General features: G+C 56.7%; 25 protein-coding genes. 9 read left to right on the top strand and 16 right to left on the bottom strand.

All coding sequences use genetic code 11. The annotated features are described in order from the left end of the window. The 5 genes from GA0061071_RS14265 to GA0061071_RS14285 form a co-directional block, all read right to left on the bottom strand. A partial coding sequence (locus GA0061071_RS14265) for a transposase (protein ID WP_139109666.1) occupies positions 1-255 on the bottom strand: 255 nt, incomplete at its 3' end. Positions 256-561: 306 nt separating this feature from the next. After that, positions 562-795 carry a hypothetical protein gene (locus tag GA0061071_RS14270; protein WP_061493438.1) on the bottom strand — a complete coding sequence of 78 codons (234 nt, stop codon included), beginning with the start codon at positions 793-795 and terminating at the stop codon, positions 562-564. Between the two features lie 286 nt (positions 796-1,081). Continuing rightward, on the bottom strand, positions 1,082-1,789 hold the full coding sequence (locus tag GA0061071_RS14275) for an ArsR/SmtB family transcription factor (RefSeq protein WP_061493437.1): 708 nt from the start codon (positions 1,787-1,789) through the stop codon (positions 1,082-1,084). After that, on the bottom strand, positions 1,786-2,178 hold the full coding sequence (locus GA0061071_RS14280) for a hypothetical protein (RefSeq protein ID WP_061493436.1): 393 nt from the start codon (positions 2,176-2,178) through the stop codon (positions 1,786-1,788). The genes GA0061071_RS14275 and GA0061071_RS14280 overlap by 4 nt, the downstream gene beginning before the upstream one ends. Beyond that, positions 2,171-2,494: an antibiotic biosynthesis monooxygenase family protein gene (locus GA0061071_RS14285; protein ID WP_061493435.1), complete on the bottom strand. Its 324-nt coding sequence runs from the start codon at positions 2,492-2,494 to the stop codon at positions 2,171-2,173. Before GA0061071_RS14285 ends, GA0061071_RS14280 begins: the two co-directional genes overlap by 8 nt. A gap of 224 nt (positions 2,495-2,718) precedes the next feature. On the opposite strand from GA0061071_RS14285, the gene GA0061071_RS14290 reads away from it, so the two are divergent. Beyond that, on the top strand, positions 2,719-4,578 hold the full coding sequence (locus GA0061071_RS14290; protein WP_088237845.1) for a beta-glucoside-specific PTS transporter subunit IIABC: 1,860 nt from the start codon (positions 2,719-2,721) through the stop codon (positions 4,576-4,578). 24 nt (positions 4,579-4,602) lie between these two features. Next, positions 4,603-5,607, top strand: a complete 1,005-nt coding sequence (locus GA0061071_RS14295; RefSeq protein WP_061493433.1) for a LacI family DNA-binding transcriptional regulator — start codon at positions 4,603-4,605, stop codon at positions 5,605-5,607. 55 nt (positions 5,608-5,662) lie between these two features. Here the strand turns inward: GA0061071_RS14295 and GA0061071_RS14300 are convergent, their stop codons facing one another. Both GA0061071_RS14300 and GA0061071_RS14305 read right to left on the bottom strand, forming a co-directional pair. Continuing rightward, complete coding sequence (locus GA0061071_RS14300) at positions 5,663-6,049, bottom strand: putative T6SS immunity periplasmic lipoprotein (RefSeq protein ID WP_088237844.1); 387 nt, start codon at positions 6,047-6,049, stop codon at positions 5,663-5,665. Positions 6,050-6,237: 188 nt separating this feature from the next. Then, entirely contained in the window at positions 6,238-7,098 is an 861-nt protein-coding gene (locus GA0061071_RS14305) for an aldo/keto reductase family oxidoreductase (RefSeq protein ID WP_061493431.1), read from the bottom strand. Positions 7,099-7,195: 97 nt separating this feature from the next. Between GA0061071_RS14305 and GA0061071_RS14310 the strand changes: the two genes are divergently transcribed. Both GA0061071_RS14310 and GA0061071_RS14315 read left to right on the top strand, forming a co-directional pair. Further along, the gene (locus GA0061071_RS14310) at positions 7,196-8,110 is read left to right on the top strand and encodes a LysR substrate-binding domain-containing protein (RefSeq protein ID WP_088237843.1); all 915 of its coding nucleotides are present in this window, start codon (positions 7,196-7,198) and stop codon (positions 8,108-8,110) included. Between the two features lie 70 nt (positions 8,111-8,180). Continuing rightward, positions 8,181-9,137 carry a sensor domain-containing diguanylate cyclase gene (locus GA0061071_RS14315; protein ID WP_088237842.1) on the top strand — a complete coding sequence of 319 codons (957 nt, stop codon included), beginning with the start codon at positions 8,181-8,183 and terminating at the stop codon, positions 9,135-9,137. 34 nt (positions 9,138-9,171) lie between these two features. Here the strand turns inward: GA0061071_RS14315 and hycI are convergent, their stop codons facing one another. The 9 genes from hycI to hycA form a co-directional block, all read right to left on the bottom strand. Further along, positions 9,172-9,627 (bottom strand): hydrogenase maturation peptidase HycI, encoded by a 456-nt coding sequence (gene hycI / locus GA0061071_RS14320; RefSeq protein ID WP_061493428.1) that lies wholly within the window; start codon positions 9,625-9,627, stop codon positions 9,172-9,174. Further along, positions 9,620-10,030 (bottom strand): formate hydrogenlyase maturation HycH family protein, encoded by a 411-nt coding sequence (locus GA0061071_RS14325; protein WP_088237841.1) that lies wholly within the window; start codon positions 10,028-10,030, stop codon positions 9,620-9,622. The genes hycI and GA0061071_RS14325 overlap by 8 nt, the downstream gene beginning before the upstream one ends. Continuing rightward, positions 10,030-10,794, bottom strand: a complete 765-nt coding sequence (locus GA0061071_RS14330) for an NADH-quinone oxidoreductase subunit B family protein (protein WP_088237840.1) — start codon at positions 10,792-10,794, stop codon at positions 10,030-10,032. Before GA0061071_RS14330 ends, GA0061071_RS14325 begins: the two co-directional genes overlap by 1 nt. Beyond that, positions 10,794-11,336 carry a formate hydrogenlyase complex iron-sulfur subunit gene (locus GA0061071_RS14335; RefSeq protein ID WP_061493425.1) on the bottom strand — a complete coding sequence of 181 codons (543 nt, stop codon included), beginning with the start codon at positions 11,334-11,336 and terminating at the stop codon, positions 10,794-10,796. Before GA0061071_RS14335 ends, GA0061071_RS14330 begins: the two co-directional genes overlap by 1 nt. 349 nt (positions 11,337-11,685) lie before the next feature. Further along, positions 11,686-13,395, bottom strand: coding sequence for a formate hydrogenlyase subunit HycE (gene hycE / locus GA0061071_RS14340; protein WP_088237839.1), 1,710 nt, complete (start codon positions 13,393-13,395; stop codon positions 11,686-11,688). Positions 13,396-13,407: 12 nt separating this feature from the next. Beyond that, positions 13,408-14,334, bottom strand: a complete 927-nt coding sequence (locus GA0061071_RS14345) for a respiratory chain complex I subunit 1 family protein (protein ID WP_088237838.1) — start codon at positions 14,332-14,334, stop codon at positions 13,408-13,410. A gap of 2 nt (positions 14,335-14,336) precedes the next feature. After that, entirely contained in the window at positions 14,337-16,151 is a 1,815-nt protein-coding gene (hycC, locus tag GA0061071_RS14350; RefSeq protein ID WP_088237837.1) for a formate hydrogenlyase subunit 3, read from the bottom strand. Further along, the gene (locus tag GA0061071_RS14355) at positions 16,148-16,756 is read right to left on the bottom strand and encodes a 4Fe-4S dicluster domain-containing protein (RefSeq protein WP_061499785.1); all 609 of its coding nucleotides are present in this window, start codon (positions 16,754-16,756) and stop codon (positions 16,148-16,150) included. The genes hycC and GA0061071_RS14355 overlap by 4 nt, the downstream gene beginning before the upstream one ends. A 98-nt stretch (positions 16,757-16,854) precedes the next feature. After that, positions 16,855-17,322, bottom strand: a complete 468-nt coding sequence (hycA, locus tag GA0061071_RS14360) for a formate hydrogenlyase regulator HycA (RefSeq protein ID WP_061493421.1) — start codon at positions 17,320-17,322, stop codon at positions 16,855-16,857. Between the two features lie 199 nt (positions 17,323-17,521). Between hycA and hypA the strand changes: the two genes are divergently transcribed. The 5 genes from hypA to hypE are packed head-to-tail and all read left to right on the top strand — an operon-like array spanning position 17,522 to position 21,136. After that, the gene (hypA, locus tag GA0061071_RS14365) at positions 17,522-17,869 is read left to right on the top strand and encodes a hydrogenase maturation nickel metallochaperone HypA (RefSeq protein WP_061493420.1); all 348 of its coding nucleotides are present in this window, start codon (positions 17,522-17,524) and stop codon (positions 17,867-17,869) included. A 3-nt stretch (positions 17,870-17,872) separates the two neighbouring features. Continuing rightward, positions 17,873-18,745: a hydrogenase nickel incorporation protein HypB gene (gene hypB / locus GA0061071_RS14370; RefSeq protein ID WP_088237836.1), complete on the top strand. Its 873-nt coding sequence runs from the start codon at positions 17,873-17,875 to the stop codon at positions 18,743-18,745. After that, positions 18,736-19,008 carry a HypC/HybG/HupF family hydrogenase formation chaperone gene (locus GA0061071_RS14375; RefSeq protein WP_061493418.1) on the top strand — a complete coding sequence of 91 codons (273 nt, stop codon included), beginning with the start codon at positions 18,736-18,738 and terminating at the stop codon, positions 19,006-19,008. The genes hypB and GA0061071_RS14375 overlap by 10 nt, the downstream gene beginning before the upstream one ends. After that, complete coding sequence (gene hypD / locus GA0061071_RS14380) at positions 19,008-20,129, top strand: hydrogenase formation protein HypD (RefSeq protein ID WP_088237835.1); 1,122 nt, start codon at positions 19,008-19,010, stop codon at positions 20,127-20,129. The genes GA0061071_RS14375 and hypD overlap by 1 nt, the downstream gene beginning before the upstream one ends. Then, positions 20,126-21,136 carry a hydrogenase expression/formation protein HypE gene (gene hypE / locus GA0061071_RS14385; protein ID WP_061493416.1) on the top strand — a complete coding sequence of 337 codons (1,011 nt, stop codon included), beginning with the start codon at positions 20,126-20,128 and terminating at the stop codon, positions 21,134-21,136. The genes hypD and hypE overlap by 4 nt, the downstream gene beginning before the upstream one ends. Positions 21,137-21,179 lie beyond the last annotated feature (43 nt).

Below are 21,179 nucleotides of genomic sequence, written 5' to 3' on the forward strand. Positions count from 1 at the left end.
TCGCCCCAGAGCCACCTGAAGCGCCTCCTTATCCAGCATGGCTTCGGCAAGCAGCTTCTTGAGCCTGGCGTTCTCTTCCTCAAGCGACTTCAGGCGTTTAACCTCGGGCACCTCCATACCGCCATACTTCTTACGCCAGGTGTAAAAGGTTGCGTCAGAAATAGCATGCTTACGGCAAAGCTCACGGGCGGAAATGCCAGCCTCGGCCTCGCGGAGAATACTGATGATCTGTTCGTCAGAAAAACGCTTCTTCATGGGGATGTCCTCACGTTGCTGATGAAGACATTACTAACATCGTCGTGTGTTAATCAATGGGGAGCAGGTCAGCATGACAATGTTTTGATAACGCATGGCTTCTATCCTTGAAAAGGTGTCAGGTTTATAACACGTTTGAAACTTCCGGGTATCGGGGGAACAGTCCCCGTGTAGCCAGAGTCATAAAAATAACCGGCTTCTATCTCCAGGGAGGGGCTGTTGTGGACTGAATTAGGCATAAAAAAGATACAGACCCAATAGGAACATCATCCAAGCCAACCGCCCAATACTCTCCTTTTTTTCGTTCTAAACATATAGTTTACTATCAACCGTATTTTTTACTTTGCACCAAAATAAAAGATTCCCGCTGCCAGCTGCTTTTGCCGCATTACTTTTCCCAGTGGCCGCGACAGAAACGTTTTTACCACCGGGTGTATTTTCATCTGTTACGGTTAAATTAACGGAATAGCTAGCATGGATACCGACACCTTCTATACGTAGGTCAGCGATCTGCGAGAAATAAAAGTTTTTAATTGCCACAATATATCCTTATCAAGGCTGAGTGATGTTCTATATAAAAACACATCGTGATTCTATCCTGATACAGCCCTTTCCTGATGTCAAAATGACATCTCTGTATTTTAAACTGGTTCGCTTATGTCTCCCAATTACGACAGATCATGAACAATCAGCCAGGCTTTACGCGCAATCGTTATAACGTGCCACATTATCGCTCCCTTATAGCGGGGGCCCTGTGAAGGGGCCGTATAGCCTTAAGGCTATATACTCAAGCGCGAATGCTTAATCAATAACCACGAAAGTGCTTTCAGGCTCCGACCCCAAACACTCTGAAGAGGGCGCTTTTGCCTTCGTCTGTCACGGTGACTTCACGGTAGCCAGGCGTTCTGCGTAACCAGCCTTTATGTTCGAAGGCAATCAACAACGATGCGCCAGCATCGCCGCCAAGGTGGAAACGACGCTCGCTCCAGTCCAGGCAAGCGCAGCAGGGTTTGCGCCGGGTACGCGGGTCGAGCGTTACGCCCAGGGCTTCCAGTTTGCGTTTGCCCGGTTCCGTCACGGCACTGCCCTCGTCCGTTACCCAGCCTTCGCGCTGCATAAACTCATAAATGTCGACGGCGATTTCACCGGCAAGGTGATCGTAGCAGGTGCGTGCGCGACGCAGTTCAACCGGAGTGCGGGTCGCCAGCGCACGCCCTCCGCGCATTGACACCCCCATCATATTTTCCAGTAACCCGGCGACATCGCTCCCCGCCAGGCGGTAGTAGCGGTGTCGCCCCTGCGAAACGCAGACCAGCAGGCCATGGCTCAACAACCGGTTCAGATGCGCGCTGGCGGTAGATGCGGAAATATCCGCGACCGAACTCAGCTCGGTTGCAGTCCAAGCCCGCCCGTCCATCAGCGCGCAGAGCATACGCGCCCGCGAAGGGTCGGACATCGCGCTGGCAATACCGGCCAGCGCCTCTTCCAGCGCTGTGCCGCTTTCATGTGAATGCTGTAAACCGGGTAAACTCATTGTGCCTCTGTACTCCAGGGCTGCGTGACCTCACGGGTCAGGGTGTCGTTATCCGTCAGCAGGATCAGGCGGTTAGCATGATCACTGTACTGCACGAGAATATTGATGCCATTTTTCGCGATCGTGCGGGCTATCGCGCCTAACTCACCGGGACGTTCCTGCTTTAGCTTGCGGATCACCGGCTGCGTCACCTGCAGCACCATAAAGCCTGCAGCTGCCAGCACCTGGCGGGCACGTTCCCCCTCCACGACCAGAAAGTGCGCATGACTTTCACGACCGACGGTGAATACGCCGCCACCTTCCAGGCCTACGCCATTTTTGCCAAGTGTTTCACCCAGCATCGCCAGCCCACCGGGCGCATTGTTAAGCATAACGTGAATATCATACATGGCCTGGTTTCCTGCTTTCCGATGAATAGTCACGCAGCACCTGGGCCACACGGATACGGTAAAACGAGAAAATTGCGCGCTGCCCCTCCGCCTGCGCGGCCTGGTGCAGCACATTTTGTTTCCAGGCCAGTACTGCAGCTTCATCACGCCACCACGACAGCGACAAAATCTTGCCTGTGGTGGTCAGGCTTTGAAACCGTTCAATAGCGATAAAACCGTCGATTTCCACCAGTAGCGGCTTTAACTCCGCGGCCAGTTGCAAATAGCGCTCCTGCCCTTCTGCGGCGACATCGGCTTCAAACAGTACAGCAATCATCGGCTCACTCCTTCTGTGTATTTGCCGCCAGTTTACGCAGCCTTCAAAGAAATGCTTCGCTCAGCAACGAAATGTGGTTGCTGGTGTTGCCGGACCCCATCGGGAAGTGATTTAGCTCGCAGAATCCCATGAAACCGGTTGCATGGAGTAATAACCAGGTTAGCATGAAACCGGTTTCACCCAGTTACACCTACTCAGTTTCCGATAATAAAAGGTAAATAAACATGGCCGTTATCAGGGATTACAATAAGTTAGCGAGTGATATCCTCCGGGAGGTGGGTGGCGAAGAGAACATCAGCACCTTCTCCCGCTGCGCCACACGTCTGCGCCTGGTGCTCAACCATACTCCCGCCACCGCGAAAACCCACATCCAGAGCCTGCCCGGCGTCATAGCGGTCGTGGAAAGCGGCGGTCAGTTCCAGGTGGTGATAGGAACGCATGTCGCCGATGTGTTTAACGCCCTGTCAGGTATGGTGAAAGAGAATGAACACGGTGCGCAGCAGCCCAAAACACGCTGGCTGGATGCGGTGATCGCCACCATGTCCGCCGTGTTTGCGCCGATCGTCTATATTCTGGCTGCGGCGGGGATCTTACAGGGCCTGCTGATCCTGCTGGGTCTGGCCGATGCAGAGATCAAAACATCCGGCACTTTCGCGATCCTCAACTTCATGTCGTGGACGCCGTTTGCCTTCCTGCCGGTCTTTATCGCCATCACCGCTGCACGCCATTTTAAATGTAACCCGTTTATCGCCGTGCTCTGCTGCTGCGCGCTGATCAACCCGGAATGGACCGCTATGGCCGGGAAGATCGCCGCCGGCAACGAAGTGAAATTTCTCTTCTTCCCGTTGGCGGAAACGGTCTACACCTCGTCGGTCCTGCCACCATTATTCCTCGTCTGGGCGCTATCCTGGTTTGAACGCCGTGTTGAAAAGTGGCTGCCAGAGGTCATCAGCCCCTTATTCACACCGCTACTCTGTTTTGTGGTGATTGTCCCGCTGACGCTTATCGTGATTGGCCCCATCACCAGTTGGGCGGCGCTGGGCGTCGCGCACGGCTATAACACCCTGTTCCATGCGGCTCCTGCGCTGGCGGCGGCGATTATCGGCGGTGTCTGGCAGGTGATCGTCATTTTCGGTGTGCACTGGGGGATTACCCCGGTGATCATGGCCAACTTCGACACCCAGGGCTATGACTCCTTCCAGGCCTATCAAACCATTGCGGTGATCGGCCAGATGGCAGCAGTCTTTGGCGTATTTATCAAAAGCCGCAATACGCAACTGAAAGCCACCTCCCTGTCTGCGGGCGTCACCGCCATTTTTGGTATTACTGAACCGGCCATTTACGGCGTGACCCTGCGCTTTAAAAAACCGTTTATCTGCGGCTGCATTGGCGGCGCGATCGGTGCGGTGGTGGCCAGTCTGTTTGGTAGCCTCTATTACGCCTATGCCGCGCTGCCGGGCCTGTTTACGCTGGTGAATGCCATCAGCCCCGATGCGCCAATGTCGTTTATTGGCGAGCTGGCAGGCGCAGGAACCGCCATTGTGCTGACCATTGTGATGGTGCAATTCGTTGGCTTTGACGATCCGATCGAAGAGACGACGCCAGACGAAAAAACCCCGGTGCTGAAAGTTGGCGCCATGCAGATGCTTAGCCCGATCAAAGGTGAAGTGATTGCGCTGGAAAGTGTGGCGGATGAAGCCTTTGCCGGCAAAGCGCTGGGCGACGGCATTGCCATTATTCCGCACGAAGGTAAAGTGGTGGCCCCGTGTGATGCACAGGTCGCAACATTGATCGACTCTCATCACGCCGTGGGACTGATATGTGATAATGGTGCGGAATTACTGATCCATGTCGGGCTCAATACCGTTAATTTGCAAGGACGGCATTTTACCCCGCGGGTAAAAGAAGGCGACAGAGTTGCAGCGGGCGACACGCTGCTGGAATTCGACAAACAGCGCATTGAGCAGGAAGGCTACGACCTGACAACCCCGGTGCTGGTAGTGAACAGCGATGAATTCACCCTGACCCGCCATCAGTCACAGGGCACGGTCACCGTGGGGGAGCCGCTGATGTCGCTGGGCTAATCATAACAAGAGTGAGGTTGAATTATGGTAACGATACTGGATGTCGCCAGACTGGCTGGCGTATCAAAAGCGACAGTATCGCGGGCGCTGAACGGTAAAGTCTTTGTGCGAGAGGAAGTGAAAGCCCGTATTTTTCAGGCGATTGCCGATACTGGCTATCGACCGAATCAGTTGGCCCGTAACCTTGCCAATAATAAGACTAACTCAATAGGACTGGTGATCACCAACGGGCTGTATAACGGCCCGTTCTTCGCCAGCATGATTTACCACGCCGCAACCAGCAGCGAGAGCTTTAGCCGTCAACTGGTGCTGGCGGACGGCAAGCACAGTGCGCAGGAAGAGCGCGATGCCATTAACCTGCTGCTGTCGCTACGTTGCGAAGGCATCATGATCTACCCCAAGTACCTTTCTGTGGATGAGCTCGATGAGATTATCGATCACAACACGACGCCGATCGTGGTGATCAACCGTGAACTTCCCCGCCATCGCAGCCAGTGTGTCTTTGTCGATCATCAACAAAATTGTGAAACAATGATGGCGCATCTGCTGGCGCAAGGTCACAGGCGTATTGCCTTTGTGGCGGGTTCGGAGGGATCGCCGACGGGCGAAAGCCGTTTCGCGGGTTATTGTCATGCCCTGCGCAAGGCAGGCATTGAACCTGATCCGCAACTGCACGTGCGTGGTAGTTGGAGTATCGACAGTGGATATCAGGCGGCGCAGCAGTTGCTGGCGCGCAACGTGCCGTTTACCTGCATCCTGGCGGCGAATGATGATATGGCGATTGGCGTGGCGAAAGCCTGTCAGGAGGCCGGATTACGGCTACCGCAGGATGTTTCTCTGGCGGGGTTTGACGATTCGGTCATTGGTCAGTACTACAACCCCTCGTTAACCACGATTCATGTGCCCATGGATGAAATGATCCGCAATGCCGTCGGGATGCTGCTGCAACCGGACGCGCAAACCCTTAATGCCCATCAGGGCGAACTGGTTTGCCGGGAGTCGGTGGCGAGTGCTAAAAAGGCCCGGTAAACTGCTGAGGTATCGCGAAAGATTTCAGGATACCTCAGCCGTAAAGTCTGTTTTTTTATTGAGCCAAAGAGATATTCCCTTGAGCCCCAGCGGCAAGAGTGAAATCCGCAGTGATAAGGTGTAGCCCTTTTTCGACGGAACTCACCTCCCATGTGATGGAGTAGCGTGTCCCGGCGTTGAAGGTAGCGTCAAATAACGGCAGGCATGCACCCTGCTCTATATAGAGGGGATGATGATAAAACCGCGTGAATATCGGATCGTGGTCCTTACTGTAGATAACCGCCCCTGTCATTTTTTCTCCCGGTTTCATTATTGACAAAGCACAGACGGCATTGTTGTTAATGACTACCGTGGTCGCAGTACGCGGCACCATCCTGTCTCCGGAACCCGGGCATCCAGCGAGTAAAAAGAGCGTTGCCAGCAGAATGCTTTTCTTCTCCATCAGCCCTTCCCGTAACCCTTTTTTCGTTGCGTTCTCAAGTCGAGAATAATCATTCGCTGCCCTGCTAAAAAAGTCCCCTCATTTCATACGAACGGAGAATGCACTGAGGCATTCTCCGTTTGTTTTTACCAAAAACACACCTGACCTTTCTCTCGCTATCCTGCAGCGATAAACCAGCTATTCTTCCGCTATGCGCCGATACCGTTCAGTTTTTCCAGCGCTTCTGGCGGCAGCGTTATCTTCGCGCTCGCCAGGTTTTCCTGTAAATGCTGCGGCGAGGACGTACCGGGGATCAGCAGAATATTCGGTGAACGCTGCAGCAGCCACGCCAGCGCGATCTGCATCGGCGTTGCGCCAAGGGATTGCGCCACTTCATTCAACTCACCGGCCTGCAATGGCGTAAAACCGCCCAGCGGGAAGAATGGCACAAACGCAATGCCCTGCTCGTTAAGGGAATCGATCAACGCATCGTCCGCCCGGTTTGCCACGTTATAAAGGTTTTGCACGCAGGCCACAGGGGTCATCTTCTGCGCATCCGCCACCTGTTTCGCCGTCACATTGCTCAGGCCGATATGGCGGATCAGGCCACGCTCTTTCAGCGAGATCAAGGTTTCCAGCGGCGCTTCCAGCGAACCCTCTTCCGGGCCATGAACACCAAACATCGAGCGCAGATTCACGACCTCTATCACCTCCAGACCGAGATTACGCAGATTGTCCTCGACGGCACGGGTCAGTTCTTCCGCACTGAACGCGGGTAGCCAGTTAGCTTTATCATCGCGGCGAGCCCCGACTTTGGTGACGATACAGAGATCATCCGGGTAGGGATGCAGCGCCTGCTTAATCAATTTGTTGGTAACGTGGGGGCCATAAAAATCGCTGGTGTCGATATGGCGAACGCCGGCGGCAATCACATCACGCAACACCTGAAGCGCTTTCGCTTCATCGGCTGGCGGGCCAAACACGCCAGGACCAGCAAGCTGCATTGCGCCGTAACCCAGGCGACCAACCTGACGATCGCCAAGACGATAAGTAAGTGTGGGTTGAGACATGGAATACCTCCTGTGCATAAAGTAAACAGATTGTAGGAGCATTGCGGCTGTGCAACAATCTGCTGAAATTCACACACAGTGTACGGATTGTCGAACAATGAAGCTGGATTTTGCCCTGCTGAACGCCATTGTGGCGGTCGCCAATGCCGGCGGCTTTCGCGAAGCCGCTCGCATCACCGGCTCTAACCCTTCCCGCCTGAGCGACGCCGTCCGCCGCGCCGAGCAACAACTGGGGGTACGGCTCTTTAACCGCACCACGCGCACCGTCGCCCTGACTGAAGCGGGCAAAATGTTAATTGAGCGCCTGCAACCTGTCATGTCCGAAGTGGATGCAGCACTGGACGCCATCAACCGCTATCGAACGACACCCAGCGGCACCTTACGGCTGAATGTGCCGGTCAGCGCCACACGCCTGGTGCTACCGGCCATCGTGCCGGATTTCCTCGCGCGCTACCCTGATATTCGCCTGGAAATTATTGCGGAAAGCAATGTACTGGATATCTTTCGCGACAGCTGCGATGCGGGTATCCGCTACGACGAATGTCTGGAGCAGGATATGGTCGCGCTGCCCATCGGCCCGCGTCGCCAGCGCTTTGCAGCAGCCGCCTCTGCGGCTTATCTGCAGCAGCATGGTTGCCCTGAGCACCCTCGGGATCTCGTGCATCACAACTGTATTCGCGGGCGTTACGCCAGTGGTGTAATGGCCGAGTGGGAGTTTAGCGGCGAAGCAGAGCCGTTTCGCGTACAGGTGAACGGTTCGCTGGTGGTCAGCATTGGTGGCGCGATGGATTTGGCGGTACAAAGCGCTATCGCGGGTAGCGGCGTGGTCTATCTTTTTGAAGAGTGGCTGCGCCCCTCGCTGGAAAACGGTGCGCTGATCCCGATTCTTGAACCCTGGTGGTTGTCCTTTAACGGCCCTTATCTCTACTATAATTCCAGGCGGCTGATCCCCGCTCCGCTCCAGGCGTTTATTGATTTCGTCCGCACAATGGGGCAAGCCACGGATATATAACGTTATGGCAACGCAAGCGCGATAAGTAATGTCTACACTTAAAAAGACTACCTTCAGCGAGGGACTAACTATGATATTCCCGGCCATGCCAATAAATGAAAATGAGCGGCTTAATTCGCTGTACATGATGGATTTGCTGGATAAAAAGGACGATGAGCGTTTTGACCGACTCACCAGAATGGCGAAAAACACCTTCGATGTGCCGATAGCGATCATCAGCCTGCTTGATCGTGAACGCCAATGGCTGCTGTCCCACGTCGGCATTGATGCTGACGAAACGCCGCGTAACGTATCGTTTTGCGCGCACGCCATTCTTGAAGAGGGTGCACTTATCGTCAAAGACACGCTCGCTGATCCGCGTTTTGCCAAAAATCCGCATGTCACCGGCGACCCGTGGGTACGTTTTTATGCCGGTTGCCCGGTGCGGCTGCCGGACGGCGCCATCGCAGGCACCATCTGTATTGTCGATACCTATCCCCGCCCGTTCTCCTCATCTGAAATTGACACGCTGCTTGATTTTGCCGCTCTCGTCGAAGATGAGTTTTTAATACTCAGTATGGCGATGACCGATAATCTCACCGGCATGCAAAATAGCCGGGGTTTTTACCGCAGCGGCGAGAAACGGTTTGCCGGGTTAAAAGAGCACAACAAAGGGTGCACCCTGCTCTATTTCAGCATCGATAATCTGAAACCCATCAATGAGCTGCTGGGGAATAAAGAGGGCGATGCGGTGGTGAAAAACTTCGCTAGCAACCTGACAAAATGCCTCAAAGATCACGATATTGTCGCGCGACTCGGCGGCGGTGAATTTGCGGTATTACTGGGGGATACGACAACCAATAGTGCGGATGCGTTTTTGCTCGATCTGCAATCCCGGATGGATGCCCAGGACGAGATGTCAGGCAAAAATTATCACATCAACTATTCCTACGGCATGGTTGAAAATGAGGGTAATAAATACGCCTCGCTCCGCGAGATGCTGGATGACTGCGACAAAGTAATGCACACGGAAAAACGCCGTCGCTAATCTGAAACGCTGCGCCGGGTTCACCGGCGCACATTTAGAGCGGCTCGAAACCGCCTTTGCCTTCCCAGCCCGCCAGTCGCTGGTAAATGGTTTCAACTGCCGCCATCACCGGTGGCGTCATCGGGTAATAAAAACCGACAATATCCGGCTGGATACCCAGAAAAATCACCTCATCAATGTCCTCTTTCAACTGATCGATAAGGTAGTTCAACGGCATATTGTGGGTGGTCATCAGGAACATTTCAGCAATGTCATCCGGATCCACCACGCGGATTTCGCCAGGGTTCAGCCCCATATCGGTGGCATCCACGATCAGCAACCGCGACGGGCGCAATTCACGGATGGCCACAACATCGTTTTCCGGTGCGCTGCCGCCGTCAATCACCTTCCAGTTTCCCGGTGGGTTTACCGCACACATCTCAGCGAGCAGCGGGCCTGCGCCATCGTCGCCCATCATGCTATTTCCCACGCACAACAACACGTCAGTCACGTAGTCTCCTTACCATCAAATAGATGGCGCTCTCCAGATGAATATCATGCAACATGGACAGCAGCGCCTTGCTCCATGCCTGTTGCTGCGCATTTTGCCGCGCCTGCGCCTGATCAAACGCCTTCGCCAGCAGCATAACGTGACTGCTCTCAATCACGATTTCACCGTAACGCGGCACACCTTCCATTTTGCGCCGCGCTTCGCTCCCCGTCTCCAGCGTAGCGATCCACGCCAGATAGTCTTCCCACGGGCAGGTCAGCGCCGTCTCCAGACAGTCGATCACCCCGAGATGGTGGCCAATAGCCAGACTGTAGTAGACCACCTGTTGCGCCTGCTGTGGAGCGTTGTCGTTCTCATCAACAAACTTACGCCGTAACTGGCTAAAGACCACCGACTCGCCCATCAGATTTTCGCCTCCAGCACCACCTGGTTGAGATGGCTGACAATCTCGGTAAGGCGCGGATCGTTCTCCTGCGCCAGCCAGCGCACCACTTCATGCTCACCGACACTGCGTAACCGCAGGTAATCGTCTGCAATCTGCCGACCATAGCGGTAACCGGCCAGACGGCGCGCCGTGCGATCCACTTTCACGCGCAATGGCTGAACCATCGCCGGGTGGAGAATTTCCGCCGGTTGGTCGTCCTGCTCGCCAGGCGTGCGGGCGTGAATTTTCTGCTCCAACAGCCCCAGCGCCATGGCGAAACCATACAGTGTGGCCGCGGGCGTCGGCGGACAACCGGGAATATACACATCCACCGGGACGATTTGATCGGTTCCGCCCCAGACGCAGTACAGGTCGTGGAAGATACCACCGCTGTTGCCGCACGCGCCGTAAGAGATACAGATTTTGGGATCCGGCGCAGATTGCCAGGCACGCAGCGCCGGTGAGCGCATAGCGCGGGTTACCGCTCCGGTAAACAGCAGAATGTCGGCATGACGCGGCGACGGCACCACTTTGATGCCAAAACGTTCCGCATCAAACAGGGGAGAAAGCGTCGCAAAAATCTCGATTTCGCAGCCGTTACAACCGCCGCAGTCAACGCGATAAACGTAGGCGGAGCGTTTGATTTTATTCAGCAGTGACGCTTTCATGCTGGCGATGGACTCGTCCACCGTCATCGGTACCGGAATCCCCTCCGCATCGCGCGGTCCTAATAGCTGGCTCATTAGCTGGCCTCTCTCATATGGCGGGTCAAATCAATGCGATCGGAAGGCACCAGGCACTTCTGCCGCTTGCAGTCCGGGCAGGTTTCAAACGTGGCGCGGTGCTGCTCGGCGCGGCTGTCGCCGTTATGCGCCAGCAGTGCAATGGCGTAATCGATCTCTTTTTGCACCGCGAAAGGCCGGGCGCACTCACGACACTGGCACAGTTCAAAACGCGACTGCTGTAAAAAATCGGTCTTACTCCAGACCGCCAGTTCGTATTCCTGCGACAGTGCGATCGCCGCCGTCGGGCACACCTCTTCACAGCGACCGCAGAAGATGCAGCGCCCAAGGTTGAACTGCCACGCCAGCTCGCCCGTGGCGAGGTCAGTTTCTACGGTAAGCGCGTTTGACGGACAGGCATTCACACATGCCGCACAGCCAATACACTGCTGAGGATTGTGCTGCGGTTTGCCGCGAAAGTTCTTATCCACCGGCATTGGCGACAGCGGATAAGCGGTGGTCGCGGTGCCGGTTTTGATCACTTTTTTAATAAAGGTAAACATGGTTGCTCCACTGCGGTGTATTCATTTTTCCTCCCCTTCAGGAACGGAATCCCCTCACCCCGCCCCTCTCCCCGGAGGGGAGAGGGAGAAAAGCACTTGCCCCCCCCACTCCCCAAAGAAGACAGGCAGGAAGAGAATCCCCTCACCCCGGCCCTCTCCCCGGAGGAGAGAGGGAGAAAAGCACCTGCTTCACTCCACTCCCCGGAGGGGAAAGGGAGAAAGGCAGTTGCCTCACCCCACGTCTCTCCCTAAGGAGAGCAATGCCCGGCCCCCCTTTAAACAGACGGCGGAGGGGCGATCCCCTCTCCCTTTCAGGGAGAGGGTTAGGGTGAGGGTCAAAAAACAGAACCTATTTCAACGGCGAGTTCTTACGCTCAACCCCGTAACGTTCCAGCTCTTTGTACGCCACCACTTTGCTTTTCTTCTTGCGAACATCCACCACCGTCATCCGGTCGGTACAGGAGTAGCAAGGGTCGAGGCTACCAATAATCAGCGGCGCGTCGGACACGGTATTACCGCGCAGCATATAGCGCAGCGTCGGCCAGTTGGCGTAGGTCGCTGCACGGCAGCGCCAGCGGTAAAGCTTCTGGTTGTCGCCGGTCATACTCCAGTGAATGTCGTCGCCACGCGGCGCTTCAGCAAAGCCCAGCGCAAAACGGTGCGGAATATAGGTAAACCCTTCCACCATCAGCGGGCCACCGGGCAGGTTATCCAGACCGTAATCAATCATGTTCAGCGCGCTGAGTACTTCGTTAATTCGCACTTTCAGGCGCGAAATGACATCGCACCCCTGCTCGCTGTGCACGGTCATCGGCAGCAGACCATAACCCACAAACGGATGATCGGCGCGGGTGTCGCGGGCGTGGCCGCTGGCGCGCACCATCGGCCCCACGTTACTGAAATCGCGGGCGATCTGGGGATCGAGGCGACCAATACCCACGGTGCGCTGCTCGATATTCGGCGTACTCATCAGCACATCCACCAGTTCGATCACATCACGGCGCATCTGCTGGGCCAACTGGCGCGTCTGCACCATGTCCTCTTTCAGCATGTCGCGACGGATACCGCCAATCAGGTTGAGGCCATAGGTTTTACGCGCGCCGGTCAGGATTTCCGCCATCTTCATTGAGGCTTCGCGCACGCGGAAGAATTGCATAAACCCGGAGTCGAAGCCCACAAAGTGGCAGGCAAGCCCAAGGTTCAACAGGTGCGAGTGCAGACGTTCCACCTCCAGCAAAATGGCGCGGATCATCTGCGCGCGCTCCGGCACCACGATACCCATCGCGTTCTCGACCGACGTGGTGTAAGCGGTGCTGTGGGCAAAGCCGCAAATCCCGCACACCCTGTCAGAAAGGAAGGTAACTTCGTTGTAGCCCATGCGGGTTTCCGCCAGTTTTTCCATACCACGGTGGACATAGAACAGGCGGTAATCCGCATCAACAATGTTTTCGCCGTCGACAAACAGGCGGAAATGGCCAGGTTCGTCAGAGGTGACATGTAACGGGCCAATCGGCACTACGTTGTTTTTCTTATCACCCAGTTCGTTAATAAACTGATAGGTTTCGGCATCGGTGGTCGGTGCCGGACGCTGACGGTAATCCATACTGTCTTTACGCAGCGGGTAGAGTTCATCCGGCCAGTCATCCGGCAGCACCAGTCGGCGCTCATCCGGTAAACCGACCGGCATCAAACCGTACATATCGCGCACTTCACGCTCGCCCCACACTGCCGCAGGCACACGCGGTGTGACGGAAGGGTACTCCGGTTTCAGCGCGTCGACTTCCACACGCACGGTGATCCAGCACTTCACGCCCTGCTCCATCGACAGCACATAATAGACAGCGTAATGGCCGTTCAGCTTGCGTTCATCGTTGCCAAACAGCACGGAGAGCCAGCCCCCCTGCTGGTAATACAGAAACTCCACGACCTCTGGCAGATAGTTCACTTTCACTGTGACAGTAAGCTGGTCTTTGGTCTGCCAGGCTTCATCCAGCACCACACCGGGAAATTTCTCGTGCAGGGCGGCGAGATAGTGTTGACCGATTTTTTCTTCAGACATGCATAAACTCTCTTAATACGTCGCCAGTAAGGAGACGAACGCTAAAAAGGCGACGCCAAACCCGGCCCAGGTCACACGTGACGTGGCAAGGAAGCGCAAACGCGCCATGCTGTTTTCAAACAGCGCAATCACCAGGACGCCCACAATCCATTTCGCCAGCGCCACCACCACCGCCAGCAACAGACCTGCGGTGCTGAAATCGCTCATCTGCCCCCAGGGGAGAAAAACGCCGACAAACATTTGCAGCACCACCAGCTGTTTCAGACTGATGCCCCACTTCAGTACGGCAAAACCGCTGCCGCTGTATTCCGACAACGGCCCTTCCTGCAACTCTTGCTCCGCTTCCGCGAGGTCAAAAGGCAGCTTGCCCATCTCGATAAAGGTGGCGAAAGCACAGGCGCACAGCGCCAGCAACAGCGGAATAGTGTGATGCAGCGGCCAGTGGTAAACGGTAAACGTGATAGTGCTGATATGGGTTGATCCAGCCACCAGTGCCGCAACCCACAGCCCGAGCAGCAGGATCGGCTCCACCAGCACGCCAAGCATCGCTTCACGACTGGCACCCAGCCCGGTAAACGGACTGCCGGTGTCCAGCCCGGCGATAGCGAAAAAGAAGCGGGCAATGGCGAAGAGGTAAATCAACGTGATCAAATCCCCCAGCGCTGGCAGCGGAGACGCAATCGTCACCACCGGCAGCGCCGTGGCGATGGTCAGCATGACGCCGGTCATCACAAACGGCGTCAGGCGAAACACCCAGCCGGAGGCCGCCGGAGCAACGCTCTGCCGACCGAGTAATTTGAACAGGTCGCGGTACTCTTGCAGCACCCCCGGTCCGCGGCGGTTGTGCAACCGCGCACGCGCTACACGACTGATGCCGGAAAGCAGCGGCGCAAACGCAAACAGCACCAGCGCCTGCAGTAAAGCAAACAGAAAACTCATCATCAGGCTCCTCGCGAAATCACCACGACCACCAGCACCGCCAGCTCGATCAGCGCCAGACGACGGAACAGCAGCGGCGCGGCATCGGCACGCCAACCAGGAATGGGCAGCGTCGGCTCCAGCCATTTACGCAGCTTCAGCACCGGGGAAAACGCGGCTTTAACCGGCATAGCAAAACCGTGCGCCGTCACCACCATCGACGCTTCGTGATCGTAACCGCACACCCATGCCGTTCCCCGGCTACGGGCTGGCAGGCGATCGCCTTTGAACAGCATCATCAGCAGCAGCGGCAATAACGGCGTGGCGATCAACAGCAGCGCCATCATCGGCGGTGATACCAGCGTATTCGCGGTTTGCAGCGGCAACGGTACCGCCGCGAACAGGCGCGGCAGCAGCCAGGGCGCAGCAACACCACCCGCTACGCAACACAACGCCAGCCCGGCGACACAGGTCGTCATCAACCACGGAACAGGCTGCGGGTTTTCTGCCTGCGGCGTACGCGGCGCGCCAAGGAAGGTCACACCATAGACTTTTGCCATACACATCACCGCCAGTGCGCCGGTGATGGCCAGACCGACGGCCAGCAGCGGCCCTATCAGTTGCAGAGAAAACGCGCCGCTGGCACTTAAACGGAAGAAGGATTGATAAATCACCCACTCACCGGCAAAACCGTTGAGCGGCGGCAGTGCCGCCATCGCCATCAGCCCCACCAGCATTGCCAGCGAGATAACCGGCATGCGCTTACCGATGCCGCCCAGTTTTTCAATGTCGCGGTAGCCGGTGCCAAACCACAGTGCGCCCGCGCCCAGGAACAGCGTGCTTTTAAACAGGCTGTGATTGAACAGATGGTACAAACCGCCCGTCAGCCCCAGCGCAATCAGCGCCGGTTGCCGTAACGCCAGGCCGGTGACACCTGCGCCAAGGCCGAGCAGGATAATGCCGATGTTCTCCAGCGTGTGGTACGCCAGCAGGCGCTGAATGTTATGCTCCATCAGCGCATACAGCCCGCCGACAAAGGCCGTGACCATGCCAAGCACCAGCAGCAGTACGCCCCACCAGAGCGGTGGCTGACCGCCGAGCAGCGACAGACTGAGAATGCCGAACAGACCGATTTTCATCACCACGGTGGAAAACAGCGCGGCGGCCGGAGCCGGCGCATTAGCATGCGCCTGCGGTGCCCAGGCGTGCAGTGGAATGATCCCCGCCAGCAAACCAAAACCAATCACCCCCAGCAGCCAGATATCGCTGTCGGGTGTTTGCGCACTCAGTAGCAGCAAACTCAGTGTGTGATAGCGTTGCCATAACAGCCAGCAGGCTATCGCCAGCAGCGCCGTGCCCAGGCGTCCCATGGCGAACCACAGCTTGCCAGACTCACTGCAGCCGGTGAGAAATACCGCGCTGAGTGCCATGATCTCCACCATCACCACCAGCGCACCGAAATTCGCCGCACTTACTGCGCATAGCGCAGCGGCCATCAGCAAATTGATCAGCAGACCGTTGGCTTTTACCGCATCGTGGCGATGCCACTGGATGTTATAGAGGCTGGTGAAACCGCCGCACACGCCCAGCGTAATCAGCCAGACCGCACTTAACGGCGTGACCAGCACCTGATACTGGATAAGGGGGATCGTTCCACTGACGGAGTGCCCCCCCAGCAGCGCCATCCCACCTGCCGCCGTTGCCATCACGCAACCTACCGTACCGCCAAGCCCGGCGAGCAGACCGCTGAGCGCTTTCGCCGGTGTAAACAGATACGCCAGCGCCGCCGCGCACACCAGCACCGCGATGGCGTCACTTAACAAAGAGAGGATCGTCATTTCGCACTCCGGTTTTGCGACTGAAACAGCGATAAATCACCGTAGTCAGTGGTAAGGGTAAGTTCGCGTTTGCGTCGGCTGGCGAGGGCAAGATCGCGGTTATTCACCAGGTGCAATGCCTTGGTCGGACACATGCGTACGCAGGCCGGACCTTGCTCATCGAAATGGCAGAGATCGCACTTCACGGCGATAGCCCGCACGCCCGGCACCCAGTCCAGCAGCGAGCTGACGCGCGCAGGCGCTGGCGGTGCGGCGGGCGCTTTTGGCGAGTTGACGTTTGCGGGAATATCCAGCGGGCGGCTACCGGAAAACTCGATAGCGCCAAACGGACAGGCAATCGCGCACAATTTGCAGCTCACGCACAGACTTTCATTAAGCTGCACCGCGCCCTCCACACGGTTAATCGCGTTGACCGGGCAAACGCCCGCGCAGGGCGCATCTTCACAGTGGTGACACTGCTGCGGCGCAGATTCATTTTCGTTACGCATCACACGCAGTCGCGGCATCGCCTGCAACCCCTGCGCGCGGTGCGTCTCGGCGCAGGCGGCTTCACAGGTATGGCAGCCAATACACAGCGAAGCGTCGGCAATTACAAAACGGTTCACCAGCACATCCTCAGGTGATTCACCCACGTTACGGGCGGTCATTTATGACGAAACGTGTCGCTCAAGGTGTCACTTTCGACACTTGTCGACACCCAAACTCAGGCCAGTGCAGGCGCGTGCGCGTTGCGGGCAAGCGCCGTAAGCGTTACCGGCGAGTCTGTCTCCATGGCGGCATAGAGGTTGTTGTAAACGTCGGCGATCGCGTCCAGGTAGTGGTTCAGTACTTTTTCGCGATCGCGGTTGCTGATAACACCATCAATCAGGCCATCGCTGCTGAGCTGCGCCTGAGCAATAACGCGCGGCTCGCCGCCGTCTTTGCCGGCAATGGCGTACTCAATGGTGTGACCGTTAAATCCCCCGACAAGGGTGACAGAGAGTGTGAAGTGTTCGAACAGCACAAAGCAGAGTTGCTGTTCCGGCGCACAGCCGATGGCATGGTGCAATCGTGCTTTGGACAGGGTAATTCCCTGAACCAGCGTATTGCAGTAATGGCGCCACTCTTCCTGCAGACGGTGATGCCGTCCGGCAATGAAGTCCGCCTTTTCGCTAATTTCCCAAATCGTCATGTCAGCTTACCCGGTTAATTGAAACAACGGCGGTAAAGCATCATCCATGCCAAATTTTAATTTCATGATTTTTAAGGAAATTAAGACAAAACCTTCGCCATTTCGACGTGTCATTTCGTCATGTTCGACATCGTCACCGTGACTTTAACCACGCTGGCACTCTTATTGCATTAACGCGGCAAAGTCCTAAGGAGGCGTTATGCACGAAATCACATTATGTCAGCGAGCGCTGGAAGTGATTGAACAACAGGCGCGGGCAAACGGCGCACGTCGGGTGACCGGCGTGTGGTTAAAAGTCGGCGCATTTTCCTGCGTCGAAACCGAAGCTTTAACGTTTTGTTTTGATCTGGTGTGCCGTGGCAGCCTGGCGGAAGGTTGTACACTGCATATCGAAGAACAACAGGCGGAGTGCTGGTGTGAGTCATGCCAGCAGTATGTGACGTTGCTAACCCAGCGCGTGCGCCGCTGTCCACAATGCCACAGCGACCAACTGCACATCGTCGCCGACGACGGAATGCACATTCAGCGACTGGAAATTGAGGAGTAAATAATGTGTACAACATGTGGTTGTCAGGACGGTAACCTTTATATAGAGGGTGATGAACATAACCCGCATTCCGCATTTCGCGGTGCGCCGTTCGCCCCGGCAGATCGTCCGGCGCTAAAAATTACCGGCGTCAAAACTCGCGAATTTAATCCAACCGAGCTGGATAACGGTGACCTGCATTACGGTCATGGCGAAGCTGGCACCCATGCGCCAGGCATGAGCCAGAAACGGATGCTGGAAGTGGAAATCGATGTACTGGATAAAAACAACCGCATCGCCGCCCGCAACCGCGCCCGTTTCGCCGCGCAACAGCAACTGGTGCTGAACCTTGTCTCCAGTCCCGGATCCGGCAAAACCACCCTGCTGACGGAAACCCTCGAACGCCTGAAAACCCGCGTTCCGTGCGCGGTGATCGAAGGGGATCAGCAAACGGTGAACGACGCCGCACGCATCCGCGCGACCGGCACCCCCGCCATTCAGGTGAACACCGGCAAAGGGTGTCATCTTGATGCGCAAATGATTGCCGACGCCGCGCCGCGCCTGCCGCTCGCCCACCAGGGCGTTCTGTTTATCGAAAACGTCGGAAACCTTGTCTGCCCGGCCAGTTTCGATCTGGGTGAGCGCCATAAAGTGGCCGTACTGTCGGTCACCGAAGGGGAAGACAAGCCGCTGAAATACCCGCATATGTTTGCCGCTGCATCGCTGATGCTGCTGAACAAAGTCGACCTGCTGCCGTACCTCAATTTTGATGTCGACAAATGCATCGCTTACGCCCGCGAAGTCAATCCGGATATTGAAATCATCCTTATTTCCGCCACCCACGGCGAAGGCATGGATCGCTGGATCGACTGGCTGGAGACGCAACGATGTGTATAGGCGTACCGGGGCAAATCACGGCCATTAACGGTCTGCAAGCCAAAGTAGACGTCTGCGGTATTCAACGCGATGTGGATCTTACGCTGGTGGGCAGCGAGGATGAAAACGGGCAGCCGCGGCTTGGGCAGTGGGTGCTGGTGCATGTGGGTTTCGCGATGAGCATGATTAACGAAGAAGAAGCCCGGGATACGCTGGCGGCACTGCAAAATATGTTCGACGTTGAACCGGATGTCGGCGCTCTGCTGTTTGGTGAGGAGAAATAATGCGATTTGTCGATGAATACCGCGCCCCGGAGCAGGTGATGCAGCTTATCGCCCATCTGCGTGAACGGGCGGCACATCTCTCTTATACGGCGGCGCGCCCGCTGCGCATTATGGAAGTGTGCGGCGGCCATACCCACGCTATTTTCAAATTTGGCCTCGACCAGCTACTGCCGGAGAATATTGAGTTCATTCATGGTCCCGGCTGCCCGGTGTGCGTCCTGCCGATGGGGCGCATTGATACCTGCGTTGAGATAGCCAGCCACCCGGAAGTGATCTTCTGCACCTTTGGCGACGCGATCCGCGTGCCGGGGAAAAACGGGTCGCTGTTGCAGGCGAAAGCCCGTGGCGCAGATGTGCGCATCGTCTATTCGCCGATGGATGCGCTGGCGCTGGCACAGAACAATCCACAGCGCAAAGTGGTGTTTTTCGGGCTGGGATTCGAAACCACCATGCCTGCCACCGCCATTACGCTCCAGCAGGCGAAAGCCCGCAATGTGGACAATTTTTACTTCTTCTGCCAACACATCACCTTGATCCCCACGCTACGCAGCCTGCTGGAGCAGCCGGATAACGGCATCGACGCTTTCCTTGCCCCCGGCCACGTCAGCATGGTGATCGGCACCGACGCCTATACGTTTATTGCCGATGACTTTCAACGCCCGTTAGTGGTGGCAGGGTTTGAACCGCTTGACCTGCTGCAAGGCGTGATCATGCTGGTTGAACAGAAAATTGCCGCCGCCAGTCGGGTGGAAAACCAGTACCGCCGTGTGGTGCCGGATGCCGGGAACCATCTGGCTCAGGCCGCCATCGCGGATGTGTTTGCCGTCAATGGCGACAGCGAATGGCGCGGTCTGGGGATCATTGGCGAGTCGGGCGTGCACCTGACGGCAGAGTATCAACGTTTCGATGCCGAAGCGCATTTTAGCCCGGCGGTGCAGCAGGTGTACGACGATCCGCGCGCCCGCTGCGGCGATGTGCTGACCGGTCGATGCAAACCGCATCAGTGCCCATTGTTTGGCAACACCTGCAACCCGCAAAGCGCCTTTGGCGCGCTGATGGTCTCGTCGGAAGGCGCGTGCGCCGCCTGGTATCAATACCGTGCTCAGGAGTGTGAAGCATGAAGGAAGTTCAACTCGCCCACGGTAGCGGCGGTCAGGCGATGCAGCAGTTAATCAGCCAGCTGTTTCTGGAAGCCTTCGCCAACCCGTGGCTGGCGGAGCAGGAAGATCAGGCACGGCTGGACCTGGCTGCACTGGCGGCCGGAGGCGACAGACTGGCCTTCTCCACCGACAGCTATGTGATTGACCCGCTCTTTTTCCCCGGCGGTGACATTGGCAAACTGGCGGTCTGCGGCACGGCCAATGATATTGCCGTCAGCGGCGCGACACCGCGCTTCCTCTCCTGCGGTTTTATTCTCGAAGAAGGCCTGCCGATGGAGACGCTGAGAAGCGTGGTTGAAAGCATGGCGGCCACCGCCCGTAGCGCCGACATCGCTATTGTCACCGGCGACACCAAAGTGGTGCAGCGCGGCGCGGCAGACAAACTGTTTATCAACACAGCGGGCATTGGCGCTATTCCCACGACTATCCACTGGGCAGCGCAGTCACTGCAACCGGGCGATGTGTTACTGGCCAGCGGCACGCTGGGGGATCACGGAGCCACCATTCTCAACCTGCGTGAAGGACTGGGGCTGGATGGCGAACTGATCAGCGACTGTGCGGTGCTGACACCCTTGATTGCCACCCTGCGCGATATCCCCGGTGTTAAAGCCCTGCGCGATGCCACACGCGGCGGCGTGAACGCGGTCGCGCACGAGTTTGCCGCCTCATGCGGTTATGGCATTGAACTGAATGAACGGGATTTACCGGTAAAACCGGCAGTGCGCGGCGTGTGCGAACTGCTGGGGCTGGATGCACTCAACTTTGCTAACGAAGGCAAACTGGTGATTGCCGTACAGCGCGAGGCCGCAGAGCAGGCGCTGGCGGCATTGCGTGCCCATCCGTTAGGGCGCGACGCGGCGATGATTGGTGAAGTGGTCGAACGCAAAGGTGTGCGACTGACGGGACTTTACGGCGTAAAACGCCTGCTGGATTTACCCCATGCCGAGCCGCTGCCGCGGATCTGCTAATTTATTATTTTGATATTTTTTTACACCTGCGGGTGTGTTCCTG

The sequence above is a fragment of the Kosakonia oryzendophytica genome (assembly GCF_900094925.1).
GTDB classification, from domain to species: Bacteria; Pseudomonadota; Gammaproteobacteria; order Enterobacterales; family Enterobacteriaceae; genus Kosakonia; species Kosakonia oryzendophytica.

Coding starts and splice junctions, on each gene's coding strand:
- GA0061071_RS14275 (WP_061493437.1), bottom strand. CDS start 1,789: ATGAGTTTACCCGGTTTACAGCATTCACATGAAAGCGGCACAGCGCTG.
- GA0061071_RS14280 (WP_061493436.1), bottom strand. CDS start 2,178: ATGTATGATATTCACGTTATGCTTAACAATGCGCCCGGTGGGCTGGCG.
- GA0061071_RS14285 (WP_061493435.1), bottom strand. CDS start 2,494: ATGATTGCTGTACTGTTTGAAGCCGATGTCGCCGCAGAAGGGCAGGAG.
- GA0061071_RS14290 (WP_088237845.1), top strand. CDS start 2,719: ATGGCCGTTATCAGGGATTACAATAAGTTAGCGAGTGATATCCTCCGG.
- GA0061071_RS14295 (WP_061493433.1), top strand. CDS start 4,603: ATGGTAACGATACTGGATGTCGCCAGACTGGCTGGCGTATCAAAAGCG.
- GA0061071_RS14300 (WP_088237844.1), bottom strand. CDS start 6,049: ATGGAGAAGAAAAGCATTCTGCTGGCAACGCTCTTTTTACTCGCTGGA.
- GA0061071_RS14305 (WP_061493431.1), bottom strand. CDS start 7,098: ATGTCTCAACCCACACTTACTTATCGTCTTGGCGATCGTCAGGTTGGT.
- GA0061071_RS14310 (WP_088237843.1), top strand. CDS start 7,196: ATGAAGCTGGATTTTGCCCTGCTGAACGCCATTGTGGCGGTCGCCAAT.
- GA0061071_RS14315 (WP_088237842.1), top strand. CDS start 8,181: ATGATATTCCCGGCCATGCCAATAAATGAAAATGAGCGGCTTAATTCG.
- GA0061071_RS14325 (WP_088237841.1), bottom strand. CDS start 10,030: ATGGGCGAGTCGGTGGTCTTTAGCCAGTTACGGCGTAAGTTTGTTGAT.
- GA0061071_RS14330 (WP_088237840.1), bottom strand. CDS start 10,794: ATGAGCCAGCTATTAGGACCGCGCGATGCGGAGGGGATTCCGGTACCG.
- GA0061071_RS14335 (WP_061493425.1), bottom strand. CDS start 11,336: ATGTTTACCTTTATTAAAAAAGTGATCAAAACCGGCACCGCGACCACC.
- hycE (WP_088237839.1), bottom strand. CDS start 13,395: ATGTCTGAAGAAAAAATCGGTCAACACTATCTCGCCGCCCTGCACGAG.
- GA0061071_RS14345 (WP_088237838.1), bottom strand. CDS start 14,334: ATGAGTTTTCTGTTTGCTTTACTGCAGGCGCTGGTGCTGTTTGCGTTT.
- hycC (WP_088237837.1), bottom strand. CDS start 16,151: ATGACGATCCTCTCTTTGTTAAGTGACGCCATCGCGGTGCTGGTGTGC.
- hycA (WP_061493421.1), bottom strand. CDS start 17,322: ATGACGATTTGGGAAATTAGCGAAAAGGCGGACTTCATTGCCGGACGG.
- hypA (WP_061493420.1), top strand. CDS start 17,522: ATGCACGAAATCACATTATGTCAGCGAGCGCTGGAAGTGATTGAACAA.
- hypB (WP_088237836.1), top strand. CDS start 17,873: ATGTGTACAACATGTGGTTGTCAGGACGGTAACCTTTATATAGAGGGT.
- GA0061071_RS14375 (WP_061493418.1), top strand. CDS start 18,736: ATGTGTATAGGCGTACCGGGGCAAATCACGGCCATTAACGGTCTGCAA.
- hypD (WP_088237835.1), top strand. CDS start 19,008: ATGCGATTTGTCGATGAATACCGCGCCCCGGAGCAGGTGATGCAGCTT.
- hypE (WP_061493416.1), top strand. CDS start 20,126: ATGAAGGAAGTTCAACTCGCCCACGGTAGCGGCGGTCAGGCGATGCAG.